This window comes from Roseivirga sp. UBA838, assembly GCF_002296035.1.
Lineage (GTDB): Bacteria > Bacteroidota > Bacteroidia > Cytophagales > Cyclobacteriaceae > Roseivirga > Roseivirga thermotolerans.
The window spans coordinates 1-26,319 of the sequence record NZ_DBHC01000014.1; the positions used below are offsets into that span (position 1 = coordinate 1).

A 26,319-nucleotide genomic window follows, 5' to 3' on the forward strand; every position below is an offset into this window, starting at 1 on the left:
GTTTAAGGCCTGTTTTTCCGGCATAACGTTCTTTTCTTACACGGAACTCAGGTTAATCTATTCGTTTCGCAGGTTTTCGGCCGGATTGGTTAAGGCCGCTTTAGTGGCCTGCGAACCAATAGTAAGTATGGCTACGGTAAGTACCATTAAGGCTCCTCCGGCAAGCTCCCAAAACCCAATAGAAATGGTGTATTGTATGTTGTTGGCTATTGTGGTCTTAAAAATGTAAACAGCTATGGGTATACCTATGGCAGAGGCAATAACCAGTATCCAAATATAGCTTCTGGATAATAAGGCAACGAGGTGGTAAAAGCCGGCTCCTAACACTTTTCTGATGGTAAGTTCTTTAATTTTCGATTCCGCGGTATACACCGCCATTCCGAGTAGTCCCAGCAGAGAAATACCAATGGCAATTATAGCCAGCAAGCCGTAGGTTTTCATGGATGACGAAAGAGTCTGATAGGTTCTTTCAATATCCTCGCTATAGAATGAAGCCTGCAGTTCATGATGTGTATCTATTTCGGACCAGGCATCATCAATCTTCTCAAGGGTTGCGGGCAGGTCTGCCGACTTTAGTTTCAGGTTTGTAAGGTAAAGCTGATTCTTTTCAGGTTGAATAAAAGCAAAGGGCTGAATATCGTTATAGATGGTTCCGTAATGGAAGTCTTTGATAACGCCAACGACCATACGATGGTCGTTGTAGTAATAAAAGGTTTTTCCGATAATCTCCTCAGGGTTTTTAAAGCCGAATTTCTCAACAAACTGCTCGTTGACTATCATTTGTTTGGTTTTTAATTGGCTTGTTATCTCACGCCCCGCTACCAACTGATGACCAAGGGTGGAGGTATAGTTCTCTGTGACCCGCATGCTATAAACCACTACAGAATCACTTGCTTCCGGCAGTTTAGCATAATCTGAATTAGTGCTGCCTGTACTTAGTAGAAAGGCGGATCCGGAAATTGATTCGATTTCCGGAATTTGGCTAAAAGCGGCCTTTACAATTTCGTAGTCATTGCCCTGAAGCTCCACATTTAGAATGGCTTCGGTGTTATAGCCCAAATCGAAATTGAGGGCGTACTGATACTGTTTATAAGCCAGACTCACCAATACGGCAAAACCAATTGAGAGTATGAACTGAATACCAATGAGCACTTTTCTTATGTTAATGCCTCCTCCAATTTTCATGTTAGAAACGCCTTTAATTATGCTCACAGGCTTAAGCCTCGTCATGATTAGGGCAGGAGTAGTGCCAGCCAGAAAACCAATGAAAATGGCGAAGAGAACGAAGCATATGTAAGTGGTAGTGGTCAGTTCCAGTGTGGTTGTTCGCGATATGTAATAGTTAAGCGATAGAAACTCAGGCCGTATAAGTCGGAACAGAAAGAAGGCTAAAACCAATGCAAGTAATGAGACAAGTACCGATTCGGTGATGAACTGGGTGAATACCTGGCTTTTTTTTGCTCCAACCACCTTTCTTACTCCAATTTCTTTCGCTCTTTTGAGTGATCTGGCAATGGAGAGATTGGCATAATTGAAGCAGGCCGAAACTATAACGATTAAGGCCAGTATAATCATGGAGTTAACATTACTCTTGGGAACAACGGTCCACACCTGATTGTATTTACCGTCACCCGGAAAAATATCGTTTAGGCGTTCATAGGTAAGAGCTATGCTCTGTTGCTCCATTTTGGCGTTTTCTTGAGATGCTATTTGGTTCAGACTTTGCTCAAACGCACTCATATTGGCGTTTTCTTGCATTAAGACATAAGCATAGCTACTCCACATGGTGCTCCAGTTAAACAGATAGGTGGTTTGCTCATTATTGCGGAGCGAGCTTAGCGAGGCCAGAGCTTCAAAATGAAAGTGGGTGTTTTTGGGTAGCTCCTTGAGTACGGCAGTTATCGTATATTCTTTTCCGTTTCTTTCCAGTGTTTGTCCTAGCACATCCGTTGAACCATAGATTTTTTCGGCTAGGGTTTGGGTTAAAACTATTGAATATGGCTCTTTCAAAGCGCTTTTCGGGTCGCCTTGCAGTACCGGAAAACTGAAAATACGGAGAAATTCTTCATCAGTATAATAGCCCTGAAAAGAATAGTTATTTTCTCCAGTTGCCAGATCGCCACTAAAGCCTTTAAACATTCCCGATACTCTCTCTACACCAGGAACCTCGGCCCTTATTCTGTCGGCAGTAAGTAAGGAAGTAGAAGCATAAGCCTGAGGTGCATTGTCCAGAAAAGTTCTTACATTATTGATGCGATAAATTCTGCCTTTGTTTTCGTGAAATTGATCGAATGAGTAAATCTCATTGACAAAGGCAATGGCGAGCAGGCCAACTGCCATGCTCATGGCTAAACCAAATATATTAATGGCTGAAAAGAGGCGGTTGCGTGATAGGTTTCTAAAGGCAACCAAAGTGTAATTCTTGAACATGGCAATGTTGTTGTTTTGAGTTTGAACCCTGAGTTTTTTAGCTACTGAAGGTCGAAGCAGTTTGAGTACTTCCAGCCGGTATTGTGTGCGCGCTTTTCTTTGACCGTATTGTTGAATGTTTGAGTAAAACTTTTCCTCCAAATCACCCTGCAACTCCTCATAGAAGTCATCGTGGCAGAACCATGCCAGCAGTCGGGTGAAATATTTAGGAGGTCGGTTATTCATTTCTCAGAGATTCTGTAGGATTAACCTGACCTGTTCTCCATGATTGATGTGCGACTATTCCCAAGACAATCGCCCAAGTTCCAATAACTGTGACAAGTAAATGCGGGGTAGATATCTCCAACTTGATGGCAATTGTGGGGAAAATCATCTCTCTAAAAACTAGGAATACAAGTGGCAAGGCAATGAGTGTGGAGATGAATAGTGTCTTAAAAGATCCGCGTGAAAGCAAAGTGATTATTGATCCAATACTTGCTCCCAATACCTTTCTTATTCCAATTTCTTTGGTTCTGCTTTGTGTAGCATAAAGAGCCATACCAAACTGACCTAAAAGAGCAATCACTACGATGGATATTCCAGTGATACTGAGGATGTTCATCATATTGAAAAATGGCCTATAGTTCCGCTCGATTTTATCGCTTACAAATTCTGTTTCCAGAGCTTTGTCCCCAGCAATGTTTGGCCAGAAGCTCTCAAGCTTACTTAATACCCGATCTGCATTGGCAGGTTGAATCTGTATGGTGGCATATCTAGTGAGAAGAGTGTCCTTAAGGTTCCTGATCATTAGTGGAAGGCTGTTGTCTTCCAGACCATCGTAGATGTAGTTGTCTAATACACCCACAATCAGCAGCTTTTCTTCAACATCATAATGATCAATGATTACTTCAGTATTGAGTGCGTCTAGGGTTGACACACCGATAGAGGCGAGGAAATTCTCATCGACTAGAATTTCGTTGTTAAGGCCTTCGGTAAAGCCTGAACCTATGATTAACTGTGGCGAATAAACCTGACTGAACCTCTCATCGGTTGTAGCATATCGGGTTGAGAAAGTGTCCATTCTGTCCGCACTGAATCCGAATCTTCTGGACATCCCGCCAGTTCCCGGTATTATAGAGGTAAAAGAGAAGTTCTCTATTTCTGGAATTTTACTCAACTCTGCTTCAATTAGTTTCGGATCAACTTTTTTAAGCGGAAAGGCGATGAGGTCAGCAGAAGTAAACCCAAGATCTGTATTAAGTATCTGATCTCTCTGATTCAAACTAAGGACTACAAACAGAATGCAAAAGGTGGAGAAGGTGAGCTGAATGCCAACAAAGACTTTCCTTAGCGTTGAAATTCTAATTCCTTTTTTGTTGAACGACTCATTGATTGAGGCCAATGGTGAGATTTTCGAGAAATAAAGGGAAGGTAAGAATCCGGCAATAAAACCGACCAGCAAGCTGAAACACACAAACCAGGTGATGATCTCAACATTGAGCTGACTGGTAAAAAGCGCTGAAAATTCAGAGATGTACATCTCGAAAAATGGCACTAGGTATTTGTAGAAACATAATGCTAAGACAAGGGCCAGTAGTGAGAAAACCACTGTTTCAACCAGAATTTGACTAATGATTTGACCACGTGTACTGCCGTTGATTTTACGAATTCCAATTTCTTTGGAGCGTTGAATTGCCCTGGCAATAGAAAGGTTGGTGTAGTTAAATGATGCCAGCGTAATTAAAAGTGCAATTGGGGCAATGAGAATAATGAGGGTTGTTCTAGAATAGACATGCCTGTGATCTGCTATGAGTTCCTTGCCAAACATTATGCTTGAAACAGGCTGCAATTGCATGCTGTAGGTGTTGCCATCAGCCATTGCTGAGGTCATTTCATTGCTGATCTGCTCAAAGTGCGATTCTAACTGATCGATATTGGAATTCTGGTTCAACTTGATGTAGCTGTAATAGCTTTGATCGTAGTTTTGCCAGTTCCGCAGTACAGTTTCGAACTCTTCTGGGCTCATTCTGCTTCCCAGGAATTCTATATTCGAGAGGAATTCAAAGTCGAAGTGAGATTGCTTTTTAGGGGATTTGATTACGGCTCGAACAATGGCTCCAGATTTAGTTTGTTTGCCAATAGCGCTTTCATCGCCAAAAACCTTCTGAGCTAGCTGGTCGGTTATAACAACTGATTGTAGATCATTGAATAGATCATAAGGATTACCTTCGATCACTTCAAAGTTGAACATTTCGAGAAATTCCCGGTCAATGGGATAGCCTGCTATTCGTATTTCCTCGCCTTTCTTTTCAAAGTAGCCAATCATATTGGTGAGAATAATGGAAGAGGTTTCAATTTGAGGGATTGAGTTTAAGTGCCATTTTAGGGCAAAAGAGGAGGTGGCCCAATTCATTTTGCCATGAGGGCTTTCAACTGTTGTCGTGACTCTGTAAAGCCTATCCACATCTTTGAAGTCCTTGTCATACTGATATCCAGTATAGATCATGTTCACGGCAAACAAACAGATGGTGAGCGCTGCCGCCAATCCAAAAATGTTTACCGCACTAAAAACTTTGTTCCGCTTCAGGTTTCTGAAAGCCAATAGAAAGTGAAACTTAAGAAGGGAAGTATGAATAACTTTCGGAAGTTTCAATTCGCGCTTTACTACCGACATTCGCAACATCTTCAAAACCTCTTTCCTGTAGATTGCTTTTGCTTTTCTTTCTCCTCTGGTATTGGTGTTTTTAATGTATGACTCTTCTAAGTCGCCCTGCAGTTCTTCAAAGAGGCTGCCATGGCAGAGCCATTTGAAGATTTTCGTCCAGAATTGTGGTGTTTGATTGCGTTCCATTAGGCCTGTACTTTTTGAAGTGCCACTTTAGGGACACTGCTCCATAAATCTTCTCTTAAAGCTTTGGCTTCTTCCAAAGCACTTTTGCCAAGATTGGTTACCTGGTAGAAGCGCTTTCTGCGGCCACCTCTTTCTGCAGTTGCTCCTCCGTACTCTGAGCTGATAAACCCTTTTTCATCCAGACGGGTAAGGGCAGTGTGTAAAGCTCCACGGCTTATGCTTCGGCCTGTGCGTTTTTCAATTTCTTCCTGAATGCTCACTCCATACGCATTGTCTTCCAATACCAGAATAGTGAGAAGAACAACCTCCTGGAATTCGCCTAAATACGTGCCTTTCATTGGTTTGATTCTTAAATGAAGACTAAATGTATGAAATTTATTTCTTAAATGAAGACTAAATAATCAAAACTGACCATCATCCATTAAAAAAAGAGGAGCTCAGAAGCCGGCTTATCGTCTGTCAGGCCAATTTTCAGGCGAGTTTAGGCAGATCTTTTTTTGTGGCTTTCAGGCTCCTCTTATTTAAGCAGAAGAGGCTAAGGCTATTCGCTCCTAAGGTTTTTAACCGGGTTGCTAAATGAAGCTTTGAGTGTTTGAAATGAGATGGTCAGAAGAGCGATAGCTGCCAGTATAACTATGGGAACGATGAAGAGATTTGCCCGAATAGGTATGCTGAATGCAAAGTTCTGGAGCCATTTATGGATGGCCAAATAAGCCAGGGGTACGGCTAGTAAATTGGCTATGAGAATTAACACCATGTACCTTTTAGAAAAAAGTAGAGTGATTTGAAGGCTGCCTGCACCCAATACCTTCCTTATGCCTATTTCCTTAGCTTTCTGAACTACAGTGTAGGAAGCTAGCCCGAAAAGTCCCAGACAAGCAGCAAAAATGGCAAAGCCGGCAAAAGCATTGAAGATACTGGCAAACTGCTGGTCTTGTTCATATTGGCGGTTAAAAAAGTCGTCCATAAAGAAGAACTCCAATGGGTTACCGGGAAAAGCCTCATGGTATTTTTCTTCAATTTGCTCTAAGGTAGCTTTGGTATTTTGCGAGTTGATTTTTAGTGAGAAATATCGGGTGGTAGCCGGAATGTAGTAAAAGGCACTGGCTACATAGCCTTTGTGCAACGATTTCCAGTTATGATCCTTCACAACTCCACGAATTAAGCTTGTGTCTCCGCTTATAATAAGTCGTTTCTCCAGGGCCTCCTCTGCTGTGCCCAGGCCAAACACCTTGAGTGCCTCTTCACTTACAAGCACACCATTGCGGTCCATTTCATCGGGCGAGTCGTAAGCATCCGAGAAGTCTCTTCCACTAATCAGTTCCATGCCATAGGTTTCCATAAAACCTTTGTCAATCCAGGTGGCATCAATACGCTTTACTGCGCTTTGTTCGGTATCCTCTCTTCTGGCATTAGTTGCAAAAGAATAGCCTGCACCCGGAATGCTCCGGGAGGAGGCGAAGCTTTCTGCTGTGGCAATAGATTTCACCTGGTTTTTAAAGGCTTCAAAGTTTTCAAGGCTCACGCCCACGCGGGGTCCTTTTATAACAAGTACCTGATCCATTTGAAAACCGGTATCTCTATTTTCCATATAGCGCAATTGCTTTGAAACGGCAAAGGTTCCGGCCATGAGGAGCGTAGAAACCACAAACTGAAATACCACTAGTGCTTTTCGCACGGCAAAACGGTCTTTCTGTCCACCAGATTTTTGGCTTTTGAGTGCATTTACCGATTGGTAAGCCGAAAGAATAAAGGCAGGGTAGAGGCCTGCAAGCACAGGACCAACTACTATTAGGGTCAACAATAGGATTTGTATTACCGGGGCATTCCAGGTGAGTTCCAAAGGCAAGTCAATAACCTCGCCCATTATGGGTAACAACAGGTAGGTGATGGCCAGGCCAAGTGCAACGGCTATTAGGTTTATCCAGAACGATTCGGTAAGAAACTGAGCAATGAGCTGCGGCCTTATGGCTCCCATTGCTTTTTTGATCCCCACTTCAACACCGCGTTCGGTTGCTTTGGCTGTAGAGAGGTTGATAAAGTTGATCCATGCAATAACTAGTATGAAGAGTGCTATTACTATGAGAAAGTAAATGGTACCCATGTCTGTTTTGTTGGCCTGTTCGCCATCTTCATTATCAATACTCGATTGCAGATGAACATCCAGTATAGGTTCAAGAGATAGCACTTCCCGGGTGCCACTGCTTTCAAGCTCTTCAGCTCTATACCGATGCATGAGATTGGCTATTTTTTGTTCTGCCTGCTGCTCTGTTACCTGAGGGTTTAGTAAGGCATACACAAAAAAATTGGTCCAGCCCCAGTCGGCTCCTGGTTGGGTGTATTGGTTGCTCTGTAGTACTTTTTGCAAGGGCAGGAGTATGTCGAAATTGAGGTGCGAGTTAGCCGGAACATCTTTTAGAATGCCAGTAATAGTAAACTCTTCATTGGTGTAACCTCCATTAATTCGCAGACTCTGCCCAATGATTGCATCATGGCTAGAACCAAAATATTTATCGGCAATTTTCTGTGTAATAACCACGGCATTCGGACTGCTCAGGGCTGTGTGGGCATCGCCCTGCAACAATTCAAAGGAGAAAATGGAAAAGAATGAGGGTTCGGTGAAAAGTACTTCTTCTTCAAAAAAAGGTCTCACGCCACCTTTCTGGCCGGTTCGTTGTACAATGGCACCTCCATAGTATGGGTGAACGCGCGCTGCCTGTTCAATTTCAGGAACATCTTTGAGCAAAGCAGGGGCAAGGGCAAAGCCGCAATATAGGCCTGTGTTGCCATATTCTCCATTCTGATAGGCCGTGGTGAGCACACGGTATATTCGATCCGATTTGCTGTGAAACCGATCGAAGCTCAACTGAAACAATACGTATTGAGTGATTATGAGGCAGGCAGCAATGCCAATGGCCAGCCCGGTTATGTTAATAAATGAATACAGTTTGTTTTTGGCCAGGTTTCTAAAGGCCAGTTTTGAATTAATGCTGAACATGGGGTTGAATGTTTGAGTTTTGACGAATGATTTTACGGCAAAGGGTTTGAGAAAACGGACCACGTCTATGCAGTACCAAAATGCCGCATAGTTTTTTCCTTTATCCTGCTGCCTGTAGTAATAATCCTCCTCAATATCGCCCTCTATTTCTTCCAGGAGTTCCGGTTTGCAGAACCACCGGAGAAACCGTTGGGCTATACGTGGAGGAGGTTGACCTTGGATAGACATATGTTTATGTAGTGAGCTTTACCTGAAGGGCCTGTTGGGGTATGGCATTCCAAAGTTCTTCGCGTTGTTCACGGGTTTCTTCGAGTGCTTTTACTCCCGATGAGGTAATGGTAAAGTACCGTTTGCGCTTACCACCTCTTATGCTGGTGGCTTCTCCAAACTCGCTACTTACGAGCCCTTTTTTTTCCAGCCGGTTCAACGCTCCATGAACCGTGCTGAGCGTTACTTTTCTTCCTGTTTTTTTTCGGATTTCATCCTTGATACTTACGCCATAAGCTTCCGGGTAGAGTACGCCAATAGTGAGTAATACAAGTTCCTGAAATTCACCTAGGTTTGTTCCTTTCATTATATAAAATTCGTATATGACGATAAAATTAATAGTTTAATAGAGTTCTTATTTAGGTCACATAGAAGTAAATAGACAATTTGAGCTAGAAGCTGTGTCTTCACAGTGCCATGTGACTGAGTATGTAAATCTATAGTTTAATTCGTAATTGACGATAATATCCTTAGACGGAGATTGAGTCAAAAAGTTTTTATGATCTGAAAAGTATTAGAAAAGAGTGCCGATGATCAATCATCGGCACCTCCGAATTTTCATTCGTTTCTTAGCGTTAGAGCCGGGTTAGAGCGGGCGGCTTTCCAGGTTTGTGATCCTATGGTTAGAAAGCCTATGCCAAAAATAATTATTACTCCCAGGCTCAATTCCAGTAGTCCAATGTTTGCCCGATTGGCCTGATCGGCTAAAATCAGTTCATCGAATAAATAGTAAGTGGCTGGTACAGCAATGGCCGTGGCCAATAGCAACAGGAGCATAAAACCTCTGGACAGTAGCGTAATAAGGCTGCCTTCGGTGGCACCCAATACTTTACGTATACTTATTTCCTTTAGTCGGGTCTCTGCAGTATACACACCCATGCCCAGTAGCCCAAGCGAAGCAATACATATGGTTAAGAAGGCAAGGAAACCTACCAGGGTATAGGTGACTGAAAACTGTTCATAGGCTCTTTCCAGACCATCTTTATAGAAATATCCTTTAAAGTCGTGCACCTCATCGAATCCGGCCCAGGCCTCTTCTATTTTCTTACGGGTTGAAAGTAAATCGTTGCTGGAAATCTTTAAACTTAGCATTCGGGCTTCTTGTGGTTTATGTCTGAAGGCGAAGCATTCAATCTCAGAGTCCAGGGTGGCATAATGAAAGTTTTCAACCACTCCCACAATAGTTAAGCGTTCTCTGCCGAACTTCAGGCTTTCGCCTATGGCTTCTTCGGGGCTGCCCAGTTTAAAGTGCTTTATAAACTGCTCGTTCACAATCATGCTTTCTTCTACCTCTACGGAGTTTTTCTCAGGAAAATTGCTGCCGGCCAGCAACCTGTGTTTCATTAGGGGAATATAGCGATGGTCTATACTAGAGTAATAGACCGATGCAGAATCCAGACCATCGTCAGACTTTACCTGGTTGGCCCAGCGGCTTCCAATACTCAGTATATGTGATGACTTGGCAATGTCTGTAACCTCCGGAATTTGCTCAAACATGGCTTTGGTGAGTTGAGGGTCGTTGTTCTGAAGGTCAATATTCAGCACGTTTTCCGTATCGAAACCCAGATTGAAATTCAAAGCATACTTGAATTGTCTATGAGAAATGGAGGCTGATATAATGAACATCAGCGACAAGGTAAACTGAATGACGATGAGTGCTTTGCGTAGGTTGATTTTTGAAAAAGCCTTGGGGCCTGATGCGCTTTTAAGCACCTGAATGGCCTTGAGTTTGGAGAGGAACAAAGAAGGTAGAAATCCGGCAAAGAAGCCTACCAAAAGCGCAAATGCGATAAAGTAAACCAATACAATGGGCTCGTGCTCCAACCGCAACGTACTCTGAATTTCCGGGTTGAGGTTGAGAAACATTGGCCGAATAAGAAAGAATATAAAGTAGGCCATTATGAGTGAGGCAAGCGATATAAGACAGGCCTCAACAATGAATTGAGTAAACACCTGCTTACGTTGTGCACCTACTACTTTTCTTACCCCAACTTCTTTGGCTCTCCGTAAAGAACGGGCTATAGATAGGTTGGTATAGTTGAAACCGGCAGAAAGTATTACCACAAAGGCTAGGCCTGCAAATACCCAAATAACCTCGCGGCCTATACTAGGGCCTAGTTGGTTGCTTGTGTTAGAAGGCCCCAGCATTATTTTGGTAATGGGCTGAGCCGCCAATTGAATGTTTACTTGCTTCGATTCACTGTTTTCGTCAGCGGCAATGGCGTTGAGGCGATTTTCTATGTCGGCAATGTCAGTTTGGTCGTCCAGCCTGAAGTAAACATAGTTGGACCACATGTTTTGCCAGCTCAAAAAGCCTCTGTTGTCTTCGTTTTCGATTTCGAAGGTTGAGAACGAAACCAGAGATTGAAAGTCCATGTGAGAGTTGAAGGGAGGGTTTTTGACCAGTCCCGTTACCTGATATTCGTGTTCGGCCACGGTAATGGTTTTACCCATTGGGTCGGCTTCTCCAAAAAACTTGTTGGCGGTTTCTTCAGTCAGTACAATGGAGTATGGTGCTTTTAGAGCGGTGGCCGGGTCGCCACGGTATAGCTCAAAAGAGAGTACATTGAAGAAGTCTTCATCGGCCCAGAATCCGCTAATCGGTATTCTTTTGTCGCCAATTAGCCCATCTCCATTAAACCCGCGACTCATAATGGTGATGGCTTTCAGGCCGGGCACTTCTTCTTTCATTCTTTTTCCAACCAGTATTGAGGTAGAGGCAAAGAGGCTGGGGTCGCTCTCTAAATAGCTGTGGGTATTGTTGATACGGAAAATCCTTTCAGCCTCGTGATGAAAGCGGTCGTAGTTTTTTACTTCTACAAACATGGTAATCATAATGAGGCAGACAGACATGCTCACAGCCAGACCAAAAATATTAATGGCCGAAAAGAGCTTGTTTCTGGCTATGCTTCGGATTGATGTTTTGAAATAATTTTTGAACATGATGAATTGAGTTAATTGATTCAGAAAATTGAGTTTTTTGACCGTGTACGGTTTAAAGAACCGTAGTGTATTGAGTGCATAAAGCCACCGGGCTTTACGGGCTCCTTTTGAACTAAGGTGCCGTTCAAAGTGCTCGTACAGATCGCCCTGAAGATCTTCCAGTAACTGAGGCTTGCAGTACCATTCTAAAAAGCGGTCGGCCCAACGTGGCGGTATGTTGTTTTTATTCTTCAAGCAATTTTAAGGTTGAAGCCGGGAATTAAGCTCCACAGCTGATCGCGCTGTTGTTTGGCTTTGGTTAAGGCCACTTTGCCGGCATGGGTTACCGTAAAGAATCGCTTTCTACGCCCACCTCTTTCTTTGGTTGGTTCGCCCAAGTGAGATTTGACATAGCCTTTTTCATCAAGACGGTTGAGTACAGCGTGCACCACGCTGAGTTTGACCTTGCGCTCTGTTACTCGTTCTATCTCATCACAAATGGCCACACTGTAGGCTTCTTCCATAAGTGCGGCTATGGTAAGCAATACAATCTCTTCGAATTCGCCCAAATTGGTTCCTTTCATTTTAGTGTTTTTATTCACTAAATGTATAAAAAATGAATCAGTCAGAAATTATTTCTTATACAAATAATGAAGTTATGTTTCCGCTGGTGTTGAGAGTTGCATAGTTACGTCTATTTATGAGAGGGTAGAAGTGAGTTTAATTGAACTGTCGGATAGGTGTGTTCAGTTGTTGAAAAGAATGTGTAGGGCAATTGGGCCAGGTCATAAAAAAAGGGAAACGTTTATGCTCCCCTTTTTCAATTGCTTCGTGTATGATTACACGGTCATTATCTCTTTCTCCTTGAGTGCCAGGAGATCGTCCATCTTTTTGGTATACGTATCTGTAAGTGCCTGAACATCGTCTTCAGCAGCTTTAATGGCGTCTTCAGAAACACCTTCTTTAAGAAGCTTTTTAAGTTCATCGTTGGCTTCTTTTCTGGCGTTTCTCACGCTCACTTTACCGTCTTCGGTAACGCCTTTGGCTTGCTTGGCTAGTTGCACCCTTCTTTCTTCGGTTAGCTGAGGCACATTGATAATGATGTTTTCTCCATCATTTTGGGGGTTAAAGCCCAAATCGCTATTGATAATGGCTTTCTCAATTTCTCCTATAATAGATTTTTCCCATGGTTTAATAAATATGGTACGGGCGTCTGGAGTAGAAACTGAAGCCACCTGATTGATGGGGGTTGGTGCACCATAATAAACCACCATAAGGCCATCCAGCATACTGGGCATGGCCTTGCCTGCCCGAATCTTGGCTAGCTCTACCTTTGCATGAGATACAGCCTTTTCCATCATTTCTTTGGCAGTGTCTAAGTATATTTCTATCTCTTCCATATCAAATGTTAGCTAATGAGTGTTCCAACTTGTTCTTTTCCTTCAATGAGTTTTTGCAGGTTGCCGGGTTTGTTCATGTCAAAGACAATTATGGGTACATTATTTTCCTGACAAAGGGTAAAGGCGGTCATATCCATAATATTATAGCCTTTGCTAATAACTTCTTCGAAGCTAAGCTTTTCGAACCTAACAGCATTAGGGTCTTTTTCAGGGTCGGCAGAATATACTCCATCAACCCGTGTCCCTTTTAATACTACATCGGCCTCAATTTCAATAGCTCTAAGACTCGCTGTGGAGTCTGTAGTAAAGTATGGGTTGCCTATACCCGCGCCAAAAATAACAATTCGTCCTTTTTCCAGATGCCTTACGGCTCTTCTTCTTATAAAGGGCTCACACACTGCTTCCATCTTTATACCAGACATTAGTCGGGTATACATACCATGTTTTTCTAGTGTACTCTGAATAGCCATGGCGTTTATTACGGTGGCCAACATGCCCATGTAATCGCCTTGAACTCTGTCTATGCCTGAAGCTTCGGCCTGCACTCCTCTATATATATTGCCTCCGCCAATTACAATGGCTACTTCAACCCCCTGGTCTTTTACTTTTTTTATTTCAAGAGCATATTGCTCCAACCTTGCCGGATCTATACCATAGTTCTGCTTGCCCATTAAGGCCTCTCCACTAAGCTTCAGCAGTATTCGTTTATAAGACATTCCCTTTGTTTAAAACTTTATTAGTACTTGATTTTTTTCTACACTGTCGCCCTTTTTCACTTCTACACTTTTAATGCTTCCATCTCCAGCTGCTTTTAGTACGTTTTCCATTTTCATGGCTTCCAGAATCAGAAGCGGGTCGCCCTTTTTCACTTCCTTGCCTTCTTCTACCAAAATGTCTAATACCAGGCCGGGCATAGGAGCTTTGAGGTCGTTAACGGCCTGTACTGCTGACATGTCTATCCCCATAGACTCAAGGAGTACATCCATTTTGTCTTTGAGCTGAACGGTATATATCTGCTTGTTAATTTTGATCTCCGCAGTTTTGGTTGCCTGATCCAGTTTTAGGATTTCGGCTTTGAAGGTTTTGTGGTCTTTAATAATAAGGTGTTTGTTGTTAGTCTTCTTATGAATAGACCAGTTGATGGGCGAGCCATTAATGGTGGGCTGCTCACCATCAAATTGAATTTCAATTGGATTTCCTGAGGCAGTTTCTGTACGATACATTGAATAAGGTTTGTTCTCGGATTAATGGGATATTTCATCGGAAATTGAAACACCCTAAATCGCACAAATATAGATAACTATTTTTATTCAAGAAGGCTAAACTCTTTTGTGTTTGAGAGAAAACTCTTATGATTGCGCCCGAATTGCAAAAAGCTCGTTTGCGCTCAAATTGGGCGGTTTTTCGAGAGCCGATAAAAAGAAATATCTTTTTCAGGCAAATGTTTGATTAATATAAAAAAGGGTCTAATTTTGCATTCCCTTTCGCTGAAAGGCTTTTTTATGTCGTTCTTTTAGAGATTGATTCGGGGGGATACCAAAGCGGCCAACTGGGACGGACTGTAAATCCGTTGACTTATGTCTTCGCAGGTTCGAATCCTGCTCCCCCCACTAAGATATCTGAAGCCTTGGCGAATGATATCGGTTTCATGGCCAGGCGGACTTCTTGTTTCCTCAATAAAGTCATGAAGCACAAGCGGGTGTAGCTCAGTTGGTAGAGCGACAGCCTTCCAAGCTGTAGGTCGCGGGTTCGAGCCTCGTCACCCGCTCAGAGTGAGTACGAACTATCTTACTCCTGAGCCAATAAATATTTTGGTTTGCGGCACGGGTTGTCCCGGCCTTATGGTAGGTAGGAGTTTGAGTTTCGTCACCCGCTCAAATCTTTGGGTTCTAGGTTCAAAGTTTTGAGTTTTAATGATGCAACTTAAGACACAAGACTTAGAGCTTAAAGCTATTTAAGCCGATGTAGCTCAGGGGTAGAGTACTTCCTTGGTAAGGAAGGGGTCACGGGTTCAAATCCCGTCATTGGCTCAATTAAGAAGTTAATGACTTGCCCTGTTGGGCTTGTATTTCGAATTATATAAACATTAATATTAACTAATTTTCAAACATGGCTAAAGAAACCTTTGACCGTTCCAAGCCGCACGTTAATATTGGTACTATCGGTCACGTTGACCACGGTAAGACCACTTTAACTGCTGCGATTACTAAAGTATTGGCAGACGCTGGTCTTGCCGAAAACAGAGACTTCTCTTCTATCGACAACGCTCCTGAAGAGAAAGAAAGAGGTATTACTATCAACACCTCGCACGTTGAGTACCAAACTGCTAACCGTCACTATGCTCACGTTGACTGTCCAGGTCACGCTGACTACGTGAAGAACATGGTTACTGGTGCTGCTCAAATGGATGGTGCCATTCTAGTAGTTGCTGCTACAGATGGTCCTATGCCTCAAACTAGAGAGCATATCCTTTTGGCTCGTCAGGTAGGTGTGCCTGCTTTGGTTGTTTTCATGAACAAAGTGGACTTGGTAGATGACGAAGAGCTTCTTGAGCTTGTTGAAATGGAAGTAAGAGAACTGCTTTCTTTCTACGAATTCCCTGGTGACGATATTCCTGTAATTCAGGGTTCTGCTCTTGGTGCACTTAACGGTGAGCCTAAGTGGGTAGAGAAAGTAAACGAGCTTATGGCAGCTGTAGATGACTACATTCCGCTTCCTGAGCGTTTGACTGACAAAGACTTCTTGATGCCGGTAGAAGATGTATTCTCGATCACTGGTCGTGGTACTGTAGCTACTGGTAGAATCGAAAGAGGTGTAATCAACTCTGGTGATCCTGTTGATATTATCGGTATGGGTGCCGAAGGGTTGAAGTCTACTGTTACTGGTGTGGAAATGTTCCGTAAGATCTTGGATAGAGGTGAAGCTGGTGACAACGTAGGTCTTCTTTTGAGAGGTATCGAGAAAACTGATATCAAAAGAGGTATGATCATTTGTAAGCCTGGTTCTGTGAAGCCACACGCTCACTTCAAAGCTGAGGTTTACGTTCTTTCTAAAGAAGAAGGTGGTCGTCATACTCCATTCTTTAACAAGTACCGTCCTCAGTTCTACCTAAGAACTACTGACGTTACTGGTGAGATTAAGCTTCCTGCTGACATCGAAATGGTTATGCCAGGTGATAACGTTACTATCGAAGTAAACCTGATCAACGCGGTTGCTCTTGAAAAAGGTCTTCGATTCGCTATCAGAGAAGGTGGTAGAACTGTAGGTGCCGGTCAGGTAACTGAAATCCTTGACTAATCCATCTTTTAGAAGATAAATTATGGCAAACGCGTTTTCGATTTTTCGGAGGCGCGTTTGTTTCATTAATTTAAATTCTCTAAATTTGCAGCCCGTTTCAAGGCTCTAAGCTATTTTTTGTCCGAGAATTTCTTTCTTAAGGTCGATTCTCAGGCAGGTATAAGGATCAGTTTTTCAGTGTGTTATACTGATATTCTTTGTGAGAAAGCTGAAGACTTTGAAATGGCAGTAAAGGGCGCTGAAAAGCAGGGCCGAAAGAAATAAGAAAATAATTCCTGAATATCGGTTTCGGGAAAAAAAATCTACGGGTGTAGCTCAGTTGGTAGAGCAGTGGTCTCCAAAACCAAAGGTCGTGAGTTCGAATCTTACCACCCGTGCAAAATAAAGGAGTAAGACCAATGAGTAAATTAATGTCCTTTGTGAGTGAATCATACGATGAGATGAGGCACAAAGTAAGTTGGCCGAAGCTTTCTGAGCTTCAGAGCAGTTCAGTTTTAGTGCTTGTGGCTTCTTTGATATTCGCCCTTGTGATTGGTTTAATCGATTTGGGCTTTGACAAAATTATGGATTGGTTTTACAACCTTAACCTTTAATCACACGAGCGATGTCAGATCTCAAATGGTACATGGTTAGGGCAGTGTCGGGCCAGGAGCGCAAGGCTAAGGAATACTTGGAGAATGAAATTGAGCGAGAAAATGTCGCTGAATATATTCCTCAGGTGTTAGTTCCTTCCGAGAAGGTTTTTGAAATCAGAAACGGAAAGAAAAAGTCTCGCGATAAAAACCTGTTTCCCGGATATGTCATGATTCAGGCCGATTTGTCTAATGGTGAAGTCGTTCATATGATTAAAAATATCCCAGGTATCATAGGGTTCCTAGGTCAAGCTACTGGCACTGCTTCCAAACCGCCAGTTCCATTACGTCAAGCAGAAGTAGATCGTATCTTAGGTAAGGTTGAAGAGATTGACGAGTTTGACGAACAACTAGATACGCCATATATAGTCGGAGAGACCGTGAAAGTAATGGATGGTCCCTTTAGTGGTTTTACGGGTACTATAGAAGAGGTATTTGAAGAAAGAAGAAAGCTTAATGTAATGGTTAAGATCTTCGGACGAAATACCCCTGTTGAATTAAGTTACATGCAAGTAGAAAAACAAGATTAAGATGGCTAAGGAAATTTCTGGTTATCTGAAGTTGCAAGTCAAGGGTGGCCAAGCCAATCCTTCTCCTCCGGTGGGTCCTGCTTTGGGTTCAAAGGGACTCAATATTATGGAGTTTTGCAAGCAATTCAACGGACGTACTCAGGATAAAATGGGTCAGGTTCTTCCTGTGCTTATTACTATTTATTCTGATAAGTCTTTTGACTTTGTAATTAAAACTCCTCCAGCACCAGTAATGCTAATGGAAGCTTCTAAAGTGAAGAAAGGTTCTTCTGAACCTAACCGAAACAAAGTAGGAAGCGTTACCTGGGATCAGGTAAAAGAGATTGCTGAGGTTAAAATGCCGGATTTGAATGCTTTTACAGTAGAATCTGCCATGAGAATGGTGGCTGGTACTGCCAGAAGCATGGGTTTAAAGGTTTCAGGTAAAGCCCCTTGGGAAAACTAAAGATTTAACACATGGGAAAGTTAACTAAGAAGCAAAAAGAGGCTTTGAGTAAATATGACCCAACTAAACTATACGCATTGGCCGAAGCAGCCAACCTTGTGAAAGAGGTGAATACTGCAACTTTTGATGCCTCTGTAGATATTGATATTAGATTGGGGGTAGATCCACGTAAAGCTGACCAAATGGTAAGAGGTGTAGTGGCCCTTCCACATGGTACAGGTAAAGAGGTAAAGGTATTGGTGCTTTGTACTCCGGACAAGGAGGAAGAGGCCAAAGAAGCCGGTGCCGATTACGTTGGACTTGATGACTACATAGCAAAAATTGAAGGAGGTTGGACTGATGTTGATGTGATCATCACTATGCCAACTGTGATGGCTAAAGTAGGTCGTTTAGGTAGAGTACTCGGTCCTAGAGGTTTGATGCCAAACCCTAAGGCAGGTACAGTAACACTTGACGTGGGTAAAGCGGTTCAAGATGTAAAAGGTGGTAAAATCGACTTTAAAGTAGATAAGTACGGTATCATTCATACCAGCATTGGAAAGGTGTCATTCTCTCCTGAGAAGATTGCCGATAATGCTGCTGAAGTGATCAATACTATCTCAAAGTTGAAGCCTGCATCTTCGAAGGGAACATACTTTAAAAGTATTAACCTTTCTACTACGCAGAGCCCAGGAATTAAAGTTGATAAGAGCTCAATTGCCGGATTATAATCATGACTAGAGAAGAAAAAGCAGTAGTTATAGAAGAGTTGGTAGAGAAGTTTTCATCGAACATGAACTTCTACATTACTGACGCTTCCGGTATGTCGGTGGCTCAAACCAACTCGTTGAGAAGGCTGTGCTTCGAAAAAGGTATCGAGTACAGAGTTGTAAAGAATACTTTGATTCAAAAGGCATTGCAGCGAATGGACGCTGACTACACTCCTTTTGATGAAAAAGTGTTGAAAGGTTTTTCTGGTGTAATGTTTTCAGGTGAAGACGCTAACGCACCGGCAAAATTGATCAAAGAATTTAGAAAAAAATCGGGCGGACAATCTCCAGTATTAAAAGGCGCTTCCATCGATACAGATCTTTTTATTGGAGAAGAGAATTTAGATATGTTGAGCCAGCTTAAGTCTAAGGCTGAGCTTATTGGTGAGGTTATTACCTTACTGCAATCTCCTGCTAAGAATGTTGTTTCTGGCCTTAAAGGTGCAGGCGGCAAGCTGGCTGGTATTCTCAAGACTTTGTCTGAACGTGAAAACTAATTATTTAACCAAGATTTAAAACTTTATAACAATTAATAAAATGGCAGATTTGAAAGCATTCGCAGAACAGTTGGTGAATTTAACTGTGAAAGAAGTAAACGAATTGGCTGACATCCTTAAAGAAGAGTACGGTATTGAACCTGCAGCTGCTGCTGTAGCTGTTGCTGGCCCAGCTGCTGGTGGCGGAGACGGTGAAGGTGGTGCAGAGGAAAAATCATCTTTCGATGTAGTACTTAAATCTGCAGGTAGCGCTAAGCTAGCTGTGGTTAAACTTGTAAAAGAATTGACAGGTTTAGGATTGAAAGAAGCTAAAGAAGTAGTTGATGGTGCTCCTAAAGCAGTAAAAGAAGGAGTAGCTAAAGACGAAGCTGAAGCGCTTAAGAAGCAGCTTGAAGAGGCTGGCGCTGAAGTAGAGCTTAAGTAATTTGAACAGCCATAAGTGATTATGGCTAAGGATCAGGCCCTGGTCTCTATCCCGTAATTCGGGATTGGAACCACGGGTCTTTTCCTGTTTGTACACACTTTGGAGGCTCCGGCTTCCTTCCGCATCTTAACGGTGCAACTTGAATTATTGAAAACAAAAATTATACGGCCTTGGCTATTCTAGCAAATCAATCAGAAAGAATAAATTTCTCTTCGATTAAATCAGTATTGGATTATCCTGATTTTCTTGATGTGCAGATCAAGTCGTTCAAGGATTTCTTTCAATTAGAAACCCCTGCCGACAAGAGAACACAAGATGGGCTTTTCAAAGTATTTTCTGAAAACTTCCCAATCTCTGATTCTCGAGAAAATTTCGTATTGGAATTCATTGATTATTTGGTCGATCCTCCCAAATATTCTGTCTCAGAATGTATCGATAGAGGTCTTACCTACTCTGTGCCTTTAAAGGCAAAGCTTCGCCTTACTTGTAATGACGAAGACAACGAAGACTTTGAAACTATCGAGCAAGAAGTATTCCTGGGCAATATTCCTTACATGACCGAAAAAGGGTCGTTTGTGGTGAATGGTGCCGAGCGAGTAATCGTTTCGCAGCTTCACAGGTCTCCTGGAGTGTTCTTTGCTCAAAGCAAACACACCAACGGTACAACTTTGTATTCGGCCAGAATCATTCCTTTCAAAGGATCCTGGATTGAATTTGCAACCGATGTGAATAGCGTGATGTACGCCTACATCGACCGTAAGAAAAAATTCCCCGTAACCACTCTTTTGAGAGCCATTGGTTACGGAACAGATAAAGACATTTTAGACCTGTTTGGCCTTTCAGAAGAAGTTCCGGCCAAGAAAACAGTACTTAAGAAGGCCATTGGTCGTAAGCTGGCCGCCAGAGTATTGAGAACATGGGTAGAAGATTTTGTGGATGAAGATACCGGTGAGGTGGTTTCTATTCACAGAAACGAAGTGTTGTTAGAAAGAGACTCAGTGTTGTCTGAAGAAGACATAGACCTCATTATTGAGGCCGATGTTGAGTCAGTTATCCTTCACAGAGAGGATATCAACATTGCTGACTACACCATTATCTACAATACCCTTCAAAAAGATAATTCAAACTCAGAAAAAGAAGCAGTAGAGCAAATCTATCGTCAGTTGAGAAACACTGAGGCACCAGATGAGCAAACTGCAAGAGACATTATTCAGTCACTCTTTTTCTCTGACAAACGATATGATTTGGGTGAAGTTGGTCGATACAGAATCAACAAAAAGCTCAATCTTGAAATCGACTCTGAGAAGAGAGTATTGACTACCCAAGACATTATCTCTATTGTGAAGTACCTCATTGGTCTTATCAACTCCAGGGCAGTAGTCGATGATATCGACCACCTTTCTAACAGGAGAGTAAGAACAGTGGGTGAGCAGCTTTATGCTCAGTTCGGAGTTGGTTTGGCACGTATGGCCAGAACCATTAAAGAGCGAATGAATGTTCGAGACAACGAAGACTTTAAGCCGGTTGATTTGATCAATGCCAGAACGCTGTCTTCTGTAATCAACTCATTCTTCGGAACCAACCAGCTCTCTCAGTTCATGGATCAAACCAACCCATTGGCTGAGATTACTCACAAAAGAAGAATGTCGGCCTTAGGTCCGGGTGGTCTTTCAAGAGAAAGAGCCGGGTTTGAGGTGCGTGACGTTCACTACACCCACTACGGCCGCTTGTGTACTATTGAAACCCCTGAGGGACCTAACATTGGTTTGATCTCCTCACTCTGTGTACATGCCAAAGTAAACAGCATGGGCTTCATTGAAACACCATATAGAAAAGTGGTGGATGGTAAAGTGAATATGTCTGAGAACGTAGTTTACTTAACTGCCGAAGAGGAAGATACGCACAACATTGCTCAGGCCAATGCTCCGCTAAAAGATAACGGAGAGTTTATAAATGATAGAGTAAAGGCAAGGTTTGAAGGAGACTTCCCGGTGGTGGAGCCTAAAGAGCTCTCTTACATGGATGTGGCTCCTAACCAGATTGTGTCTGTGGCTGCCTCATTGATTCCTTTCCTAGAGCATGACGATGCCAACCGTGCATTGATGGGCTCGAACATGCAGCGCCAGGCTGTGCCATTATTGAAGCCGGAAGCTCCAATTGTGGGTACAGGTTTGGAAGCAAGAGCTGCCAGAGACTCACGTACGCTGGTAATTGCCGAAGAAGATGGAGTAGTAGATTATGTAGATGCTACAAAAATTGTGATCAAATACAACCAGACTAGCGAAGATGAGCTGGTAAACTTTGACACTGAATATAAAACTTACGATCTCATTAAGTTTAGAAGAACCAACCAGGATACCTGCATTAACCTGAAGCCTATTGTTCTCAAAGGCGATAAAGTGCAGAAAGGTCAGGTATTGTGCGAAGGTTATTCTACCGAAGGTGGCGAGCTTGCCCTTGGTAAAAACCTTAAAGTAGCTTACATGCCATGGCAGGGCTACAACTTTGAGGATGCCATTGTAATCTCTGAGCGAGTGGTAAGAGACGATGTGTTTACTTCAATCCACATCGATGAATACGAACTCGAAGTGAGAGATACCAAGAGAGGTGAAGAAGAACTCACCTCAGAGATTCCGAACGTAAGTGAGGAAGCAGTGAAAAACCTCGATGAGAATGGTATTATCAGAGTAGGTGCTGAGATCAAAGAGGGAGATATCCTCATTGGTAAAATCACTCCTAAAGGTGAGACCGATCCTACCCCAGAAGAGAAGCTTCTAAGAGCGATCTTTGGCGACAAGGCCGGTGATGTGAAAGATGCTTCACTGAAAGCTTCGCCATCATTGAGAGGAGTGGTTATCGATACCAAGCTATTCTCAAGACCTAAGAAAGACAAAGACCTGAGAGCTAAGTCTAAGAAAGAGGTTGAAGTATTGAAAGCGCAGTATAGCAAAGACCTTACTGCCGTAAGAAACCAAATGATCGAAAAGCTTGTGAAACTCCTCGATGGCAAAGTGTCGCAAGGTGTGAAACACAAGTTTGGAGACGAGATCATTTCTAAAGGAGTTAAGTTCAACAGAAACAATATTTCTCAGAACCTATTCCCGGAGAAGAACATATACAGAGACGAGAGCAACTACAGTGTTCAAGAGGAAGTAAACCTCATTTCAGACCTTAACCTGGAAGGTTGGACTGACGATGAGAAAACCAACGAACTACTGGCCAGATTGGTAAAGAACTACAACATTAAGAGAAACGAGATTGCCGGAGAATTCAAGCGTCAGCGTTTCACAATTGAAGTAGGAGATGAATTACCAACTGGTATCGTACAGCTGGCCAAAGTATACATTGCCAAGAAGCGTAAGCTCAAGGTGGGAGATAAAATGGCCGGTCGTCACGGTAACAAAGGTGTGGTTGCTAAAATCGTTAGAGAAGAAGACATGCCATTCTTGGAAGATGGAACACCAATGGATATCGTATTGAACCCGCTTGGTGTACCTTCAAGGATGAATATTGGTCAGATCTACGAAACAGTGTTGGCATGGGCCGGAGAAAAGCTAGGTAGAAAATATGCTACCCCGATTTTCGATGGTGCCAGCATGGAAGATGTAGACAACGAGTTGGCAGAGGCAGGCTTGCCTAAGGCCGGTAGGGTTTACCTATACGATGGTTTGTCCGGAGTTAGGTTCGACCAGCCGGTAACCGTAGGTGTTGCCTATATGCTTAAACTCGGTCACCTGGTAGATGATAAGATGCACGCCCGTTCAATCGGACCTTACTCACTCATTACTCAGCAACCATTGGGTGGTAAAGCCCAGTTTGGTGGTCAGCGTTTTGGAGAGATGGAGGTTTGGGCACTTGAGGCCTTTGGTGCATCTCACGTACTACAGGAAATTCTGACCGTGAAGTCTGATGATGTAATCGGTAGAGCAAAGGCTTATGAAGCCATTGTAAAAGGCGATTCGATCCCTAAGCCGAATATTCCTGAATCATTCAACGTACTGGTTCACGAATTGAGAGGTTTGGCCCTCGAAATTACATTAGACTAATGCATGTTTATTTGGCTTAGGCCGCTAATTAGAATCAAAAAGCTATGGCATTTAAAAAGAATAGAAAACTTAACAACGACTTTAACAAAGTCACGATTAGCTTGGCTTCTCCGGAATCCATACTGGAGTCTTCACATGGTGAAGTAACCCAGCCGGAGACGATTAACTACAGAACCTACAAACCAGAAATGGGAGGTTTGTTCTGCGAGAGAATCTTTGGTCCTGTGAAGGACTGGGAATGTCATTGTGGAAAATATAAGAGAATCAGATATAAAGGCATTATCTGCGACCGTTGTGGTGTTGAAGTAACGGAGAAGAAGGTGCGTAGAGAAAGAATGGGACACATCGAATTGGTGGTTCCTGTGGCCCATATCTGGTATTTCAAGTCACTTCCTAATAAAATTGGTTACCTGCTTGGTTTGCCAACCAAAAAGCTGGATCAGATAATCTATTATGAAAGATATGTCGTAATTCAGCCGGGTATCAAAGAAGAAGAGGGCATTAGCTACATGGATTTCCTAACGGAAGACGAATACCTGGATATTCTGGATAAGCTTCCGCGCGAAAACCAAATGCTCGATGATGACGATCCACAAAAGTTCATCGCCAAAATGGGTGCCGAGGCACTCGAAATGCTTCTTTCAAGAATTCAGCTAGACGAGCTATCCTATCAGCTTCGTCATCAGGCTGCAACAGATACTTCTCAGCAAAGAAAGGCAGAAGCCCTAAAGAGACTGAGAGTAGTAGAAGCTTTCCGTGATGCCAAAACCAGAATTGAGAACCGCCCTGAGTGGATGATCATTAAGATGGTACCGGTTATTCCACCGGAGTTGAGACCATTGGTACCACTAGACGGAGGTAGATTCGCTACTTCAGATTTGAATGATCTGTATAGAAGAGTAATTATTAGAAACAACCGTTTGAAGCGTCTTATCGACATCAAAGCACCAGAGGTGATTTTGAGAAACGAAAAGCGAATGCTTCAGGAGGCAGTTGATTCACTCTTCGATAACTCAAGAAAAGTTAATGCAGTAAGATCAGATGGTAACCGTGCGCTAAAATCTTTGAGTGATATGCTTAAAGGTAAGCAAGGACGTTTCCGTCAGAACTTGTTGGGTAAAAGGGTAGACTACTCTGGCCGTTCGGTGATCGTTGTAGGTCCTGAATTGAAGCTGCATGAGTGCGGTCTTCCTAAAGATATGGCAGCCGAGCTGTTCAAGCCGTTCATTATCAGAAAACTGATTGAAAGAGGTATTGTAAAAACAGTTAAGTCGGCCAAGAAAATTGTAGACAGAAAAGACCCCGTAGTTTGGGATATCCTCGAAAACGTATTGAAAGGACATCCTGTATTGCTCAACCGTGCTCCTACATTGCACAGATTGGGTATTCAGGCGTTCCAACCCAAACTAATCGAAGGTAAGGCTATTCAGTTGCACCCATTGGTATGTACAGCATTCAACGCTGACTTTGATGGTGACCAAATGGCCGTTCACGTTCCTCTTGGGCACGATGCTGTGCTTGAAGCAAGCTTGTTAATGCTTTCTTCACACAACATACTCAACCCGGCCAACGGTGCGCCAATTACCGTTCCTTCACAAGACATGGTACTTGGCTTATACTATGTAACCAAGGGTAGAAGATCTACAGAAGATTTTAAGGTAGAAGGAGAGGGCATGAGATTCTATTCTGCAGAGGAAGTAATCATTGCCCTTAATGAAGGAAAGCTTTCTAAGCACGCTTACATTCACGTAAAAACCAAGGTTCGTGAAAACGATGAGTTGGTTGAAAAAGTGATAGAGACCGTAGCGGGTAGAGTGTTGTTCAACGAAACTGTACCTGAAGAAGTAGGTTTTGTGAATGAGCTGCTGACTAAGAAGAAGCTTCAGAAAATTATTCAGAACGTAGTAAATATCTGTGGTATAGCTAAAACGGCTCAGTTCCTGGACGATATCAAGGAGCTAGGTTTCCAAATGGCCTACAAAGGTGGTCTCTCAATGGGTCTTGATGATATCCATATTCCGGAGTCTAAAGACGAGTTGATTGCCAGTGCCAAGGAAGAAGTAGATGCCGTATGGCAAAACTACCTGATGGGTCTTATCACAGACAACGAGCGCTACAATCAGGTTATTGATATCTGGACCCGTGTAAACACTCGTTTGACCAACGGACTGATGCAGCAGATGGAAGAAGACCAGCAAGGTTTTAACTCCATCTTTATGATGATGCACTCAGGAGCAAGGGGTTCGAGAGAGCAGATTAGACAGCTCGGAGGTATGAGAGGTCTGATGGCCAAGCCACAAAAGAACCTTGCCGGTTCGGTGGGAGCCATCATCGAAAACCCAATTCTATCGAACTTTAAAGAAGGTTTGGATGTATTGGAGTACTTTATCTCTACCCACGGTGCACGTAAAGGTCTTGCCGATACCGCTTTGAAAACTGCCGATGCCGGTTACCTTACCAGACGTTTGGTTGATGTAGCCCAGGATTGTGTGGTAAACGAAGAAGACTGTGGAACTCTGAGAGGACTTACTGTTTCTGCCCTCAAAGACAACGAAGACGTAGTAGAACCACTTTCTGAAAGAATTTTAGGAAGAGTTTCTGTTCATGATATTTACGATCCGATTACCGAAGAGCTGATTATAGCTTCAGGTGAAGAGTTTACTGAAAAGATTGCTGAACAGCTCGATGAGTCGGCTATAGAAGAAGTAGAAATCAGATCAGTTCTTACCTGTGAGTCTAAAAGAGGAGTTTGCTCCAAATGTTATGGTAGAAATCTATCTACTAACAAGATGGTGCAAAAAGGAGAAGCTGTTGGTGTAATTGCCGCTCAGTCAATCGGTGAACCAGGTACA

At 42.9% G+C, this 26,319-nt stretch carries 19 protein-coding genes and 4 tRNA genes; 13 read left to right on the top strand and 10 right to left on the bottom strand.

The features are described from left to right. Window positions 1-57: 57 nt before the first annotated feature. The 10 genes from B3O12_RS05150 to B3O12_RS05195 form a co-directional block, all read right to left on the bottom strand. A complete protein-coding gene (locus B3O12_RS05150) occupies window positions 58-2,655 on the bottom strand; it encodes an ABC transporter permease (RefSeq protein ID WP_286755545.1) in 2,598 nt (865 codons plus the stop codon). After that, entirely contained in the window at window positions 2,648-5,260 is a 2,613-nt protein-coding gene (locus B3O12_RS05155) for an FtsX-like permease family protein (protein WP_286755546.1), read from the bottom strand. Before B3O12_RS05155 ends, B3O12_RS05150 begins: the two co-directional genes overlap by 8 nt. After that, complete coding sequence (locus B3O12_RS05160; protein ID WP_286755547.1) at window positions 5,260-5,598, bottom strand: PadR family transcriptional regulator; 339 nt, start codon at window positions 5,596-5,598, stop codon at window positions 5,260-5,262. The genes B3O12_RS05155 and B3O12_RS05160 overlap by 1 nt, the downstream gene beginning before the upstream one ends. A 203-nt stretch (window positions 5,599-5,801) precedes the next feature. Beyond that, window positions 5,802-8,486, bottom strand: a complete 2,685-nt coding sequence (locus tag B3O12_RS05165) for an ABC transporter permease (RefSeq protein WP_286755548.1) — start codon at window positions 8,484-8,486, stop codon at window positions 5,802-5,804. Window positions 8,487-8,490: 4 nt separating this feature from the next. Beyond that, on the bottom strand, window positions 8,491-8,832 hold the full coding sequence (locus B3O12_RS05170; protein ID WP_189630242.1) for a PadR family transcriptional regulator: 342 nt from the start codon (window positions 8,830-8,832) through the stop codon (window positions 8,491-8,493). Between the two features lie 251 nt (window positions 8,833-9,083). Beyond that, the gene (locus B3O12_RS05175) at window positions 9,084-11,702 is read right to left on the bottom strand and encodes an ABC transporter permease (RefSeq protein WP_286755549.1); all 2,619 of its coding nucleotides are present in this window, start codon (window positions 11,700-11,702) and stop codon (window positions 9,084-9,086) included. Further along, window positions 11,699-12,031, bottom strand: coding sequence for a PadR family transcriptional regulator (locus B3O12_RS05180; RefSeq protein WP_286755551.1), 333 nt, complete (start codon window positions 12,029-12,031; stop codon window positions 11,699-11,701). The genes B3O12_RS05175 and B3O12_RS05180 overlap by 4 nt, the downstream gene beginning before the upstream one ends. A 255-nt stretch (window positions 12,032-12,286) precedes the next feature. Beyond that, window positions 12,287-12,847: a ribosome recycling factor gene (frr, locus tag B3O12_RS05185; RefSeq protein WP_189630245.1), complete on the bottom strand. Its 561-nt coding sequence runs from the start codon at window positions 12,845-12,847 to the stop codon at window positions 12,287-12,289. Between the two features lie 8 nt (window positions 12,848-12,855). Continuing rightward, on the bottom strand, window positions 12,856-13,563 hold the full coding sequence (gene pyrH / locus B3O12_RS05190) for a UMP kinase (RefSeq protein ID WP_189630246.1): 708 nt from the start codon (window positions 13,561-13,563) through the stop codon (window positions 12,856-12,858). Between the two features lie 9 nt (window positions 13,564-13,572). Next, a complete protein-coding gene (locus B3O12_RS05195; protein ID WP_189630247.1) occupies window positions 13,573-14,070 on the bottom strand; it encodes an acetyl-CoA carboxylase biotin carboxyl carrier protein subunit in 498 nt (165 codons plus the stop codon). A gap of 304 nt (window positions 14,071-14,374) precedes the next feature. On the opposite strand from B3O12_RS05195, the gene B3O12_RS05200 reads away from it, so the two are divergent. The 13 genes from B3O12_RS05200 to rpoC form a co-directional block, all read left to right on the top strand. Then, window positions 14,375-14,457 (top strand) — tRNA-Tyr (locus tag B3O12_RS05200). 85 nt (window positions 14,458-14,542) lie between these two features. Beyond that, window positions 14,543-14,615, top strand: a tRNA-Gly gene (locus tag B3O12_RS05205). Window positions 14,616-14,805: 190 nt separating this feature from the next. Beyond that, window positions 14,806-14,877 (top strand) — tRNA-Thr (locus B3O12_RS05210). A 79-nt stretch (window positions 14,878-14,956) separates the two neighbouring features. After that, window positions 14,957-16,144: an elongation factor Tu gene (gene tuf / locus B3O12_RS05215; protein WP_189630248.1), complete on the top strand. Its 1,188-nt coding sequence runs from the start codon at window positions 14,957-14,959 to the stop codon at window positions 16,142-16,144. Between the two features lie 304 nt (window positions 16,145-16,448). Further along, window positions 16,449-16,521, top strand: a tRNA-Trp gene (locus tag B3O12_RS05220). 21 nt (window positions 16,522-16,542) lie between these two features. Beyond that, a complete protein-coding gene (gene secE, locus B3O12_RS05225; protein ID WP_189630249.1) occupies window positions 16,543-16,737 on the top strand; it encodes a preprotein translocase subunit SecE in 195 nt (64 codons plus the stop codon). 11 nt (window positions 16,738-16,748) lie between these two features. After that, entirely contained in the window at window positions 16,749-17,306 is a 558-nt protein-coding gene (nusG, locus tag B3O12_RS05230; protein ID WP_189630250.1) for a transcription termination/antitermination protein NusG, read from the top strand. Window position 17,307: 1 nt separating this feature from the next. Further along, the gene (rplK, locus tag B3O12_RS05235; protein ID WP_189630251.1) at window positions 17,308-17,751 is read left to right on the top strand and encodes a 50S ribosomal protein L11; all 444 of its coding nucleotides are present in this window, start codon (window positions 17,308-17,310) and stop codon (window positions 17,749-17,751) included. An 11-nt stretch (window positions 17,752-17,762) separates the two neighbouring features. Then, on the top strand, window positions 17,763-18,461 hold the full coding sequence (gene rplA, locus B3O12_RS05240) for a 50S ribosomal protein L1 (protein WP_189630252.1): 699 nt from the start codon (window positions 17,763-17,765) through the stop codon (window positions 18,459-18,461). A gap of 2 nt (window positions 18,462-18,463) precedes the next feature. Further along, window positions 18,464-18,997: a 50S ribosomal protein L10 gene (gene rplJ / locus B3O12_RS05245; RefSeq protein WP_189630253.1), complete on the top strand. Its 534-nt coding sequence runs from the start codon at window positions 18,464-18,466 to the stop codon at window positions 18,995-18,997. Between the two features lie 40 nt (window positions 18,998-19,037). Further along, on the top strand, window positions 19,038-19,421 hold the full coding sequence (gene rplL, locus B3O12_RS05250; RefSeq protein ID WP_189630254.1) for a 50S ribosomal protein L7/L12: 384 nt from the start codon (window positions 19,038-19,040) through the stop codon (window positions 19,419-19,421). Window positions 19,422-19,591: 170 nt separating this feature from the next. Next, window positions 19,592-23,467, top strand: a complete 3,876-nt coding sequence (rpoB, locus tag B3O12_RS05255; protein WP_229838639.1) for a DNA-directed RNA polymerase subunit beta — start codon at window positions 19,592-19,594, stop codon at window positions 23,465-23,467. A gap of 44 nt (window positions 23,468-23,511) precedes the next feature. After that, a partial coding sequence (gene rpoC / locus B3O12_RS05260) for a DNA-directed RNA polymerase subunit beta' (RefSeq protein ID WP_286755553.1) occupies window positions 23,512-26,319 on the top strand: 2,808 nt, incomplete at its 3' end.